This is a genomic window from Okeania sp. SIO2C2, from assembly GCF_010692625.1.
GTDB classification, from domain to species: domain Bacteria; phylum Cyanobacteriota; class Cyanobacteriia; order Cyanobacteriales; family Microcoleaceae; genus Okeania; species Okeania hirsuta.
Map to the genome: position 1 here is coordinate 1 of NZ_JAAHGM010000143.1, position 2,853 is coordinate 2,853.

The window sequence follows — 2,853 nt, forward strand, 5'->3', positions numbered from 1 at the left end:
CAGGAGCACCATCTGCTCCAGCAGGACCTACAGGACCTACGGGACCTACGGGACCAGGAACACCAGCAGGACCAGGAGCACCATCTGCTCCAGCAGGACCTACAGGACCTACAGCACCAGCAGGACCAGGAACACCAGTAGGACCTACAGGACCTATGGGACCAGGAACACCAGCAGGACCAGGAGCACCATCTGCTCCAGCAGGACCTACGGGACCTACGGGACCAGCAGGACCAGGAACACCAGCAGGACCTACAGGACCTACGGGACCTACGGGACCAGGAACACCAGCAGGACCAGGAGCACCATCTGCTCCAGCAGGACCTACAGGACCTACAGCACCAGCAGGACCAGGAACACCAGCAGGACCTACAGGACCTACGGGACCTACGGGACCAGGTGCACCATCTGCTCCAGCAGGACCTACGGGACCTACAGGACCAGGAACACCAGCAGGACCAGGAGCACCATCTGCTCCAGCAGGACCTACAGGACCTACGGGACCTACGGGACCAGGAACACCAGCAGGACCAGGAGCACCATCTGCTCCAGCAGGACCTACAGGACCTACAGCACCAGCAGGACCTACGGGACCAGGAACACCATCTGCTCCAGCAGGACCTATGGGACCAGGAACACCAGCAGGACCAGGAGCACCATCTGCTCCAGCAGGACCTACGGGACCTACAGCACCAGCAGGACCAGGAACACCAGCAGGACCTACAGGACCTACAGGACCTACAGGACCAGGAGCACCAGGTATTAGTGGAATAGGAACTTCTACAAACTGATTAGAAGGAATTGATGGCCCAGGGACTAACTCAAAACCAGGTACAGTTGTTGGTTGTCCAGGTACAAGGGTTTCAATTTGATTAGGAACGACTTGTTGTACGGCATCTGGAGGTTGAATTTGTTGGGCTGTGATCAAAGAATCATTTTTTTCTAATAGTGCTAATACTCTGTAAGTCTGAGCATCTTCACCTACTGCTTTGACTTCTAGGTATTTTTTGCCAGCTATTTCTATATCTGATATTTGTAATTCATTAGCTATCACCCCATCCAATAGGAATGGAATTTGTAACCCATCCTGATTATTATCTGCAAACGAAGTTACTACATCGCTTTCGCTATCTTCATCTGGAATAAATAAATCTCTTAAATTTGAGCCTGCTAAAGTTTCAGGACCAGGCTGTATAAATGCAATTTCATTGTCAAATAATGTCTGGATTTCATCGTTAGTTTTGATCTCTACACTGACATCCTGTAGTGCTATTTCTCCTTCATTGCTCAAAGCATCTTCAGAGAAGAATAAGACTAAGTTTTCCTCAGCCGAATTACCAAGTGGAAGAGGAACCGAAAGTGTGCTCGGTTCCTGAAAAAAGTTAGGAGAACCGTCCATTGGCTATTTTTCTCAATAAATAAAATAATTTCTCCCAAATTATAAGTGAGAATTTCACTTTTGAAAATAATAATTATATATTTATAGCTATAGACATACTAGGTACATTTAAGTAATTCTAAATTTATTAACTGGCCAAATATTTATGCTATCCAAAGCTAAATTTTTCTTGAATTCAAAGGCAGAAAAAATTTATACTTAACTTTGATTTAAATAGATGCTATATTTAAAAACTTTCAAACTAAAATTCTCTAAAGCTATTAATCTTTGAGGGTTTTATAAATGCAAACACATCAGATACCATTCCAGCTTATAATTTTTTTAGTCTCAATAATTTACTGAATACCTATATTAATTCCATGAGATACTGTGCACTTTAATATTATGTAAAAGAAACGATTCAAGAAACATTTCAATATCTAAACTAAAAAAAATAAATAAATTTAAGGACGTTGATTTTTTTCTAAAGTTCCCTAATGACAAAATACATAACACAATACTTAAACTATTAAGATTTTCTTTTGAACTCTAATTCTGAATTTACACTCAATCAAAATGACTAACTCAACAGACATTCTTACCTTGGCACGTTGGTTAGCAGCCGACTTTAGTAACCAACAACAAGCCTTTGAAAACCCTCCCCTCTTTGCCCACATTCGCGTTTGTATGCGTCCACTTCCCTATGAACTCTTAAATGGACTCAGCCTCTATTTAGAGCAAGCTTACGACATTACCCTCAATCAACCCTACCGAGTCCGAATACTAAAATTAGTCCCTGCAGCAGACCATATCGATATTGAAAACTACGCCATAGATCAAGAAGAAGCATTTTACGGAGCTTCTCGCGATCCTCAACGCTTACAAGCATTCAAAACTGAACAAATAAAGAAACTACCTGGCTGTAACTTTATTACAAAGTGGACAGGTCATAGCTTTAAAGGTGAGGTAGAACCAGGAAAAGCTTGTACTGTAGTCCGCAAAGGCCAAACTACCTACTTAGATAGCCATTTTGAGATAGATGAACATAAATTTATTAGCCATGACCGAGGTCGCAACCCTGAAACTGATGAGCATATCTGGGGAGCAATTGCTGGGCCTTTTGAATTTATTCGTTGGGCTAGCTTTGCCAACGAAGTTACTTTATAAATCTTCTTAAATATAAGAAAATTTGCTACTTCTCTAAATAATTAGCAGTATTAACACAGATACTGGGAATCAAAGTTCATTAGGGTAATAAGACTTATTCATTAGAATTTTTAGCTATTCCGCCGAGAAGCCCCGCGCTCTACCGATAGGTGAGCGTCGTATGGGATAGGCGGGTCAATTCAGGGATTCAATGCCCCGAAAATTGACAAATGGATTTGTGGTTTAAATCAATATACTATTGCGCTACTATAGTTTATAGCTAATTCAATTAACTCTAATATGTTACGAGTTGTCAAAGTCAGATTATA

The 2,853-nt window shown here is 41.9% G+C and carries 2 protein-coding genes; one reads left to right on the forward strand and one right to left on the reverse strand.

Annotated elements, in window-relative coordinates; genetic code table 11:
• Positions 1-1,399, reverse strand: a 1,399-nt coding sequence (locus F6K18_RS35890) for a hypothetical protein (RefSeq protein WP_287528124.1), incomplete at its 3' end; no start/stop codon positions are given.
• A 555-nt stretch (positions 1,400-1,954) separates the two neighbouring features.
• Between F6K18_RS35890 and F6K18_RS35895 the strand changes: the two genes are divergently transcribed.
• Positions 1,955-2,545, forward strand: a complete 591-nt coding sequence (locus F6K18_RS35895; protein WP_287528126.1) for a chromophore lyase CpcT/CpeT — start codon at positions 1,955-1,957, stop codon at positions 2,543-2,545.
• The last annotated feature ends 308 nt before the right edge of the window (positions 2,546-2,853 follow it).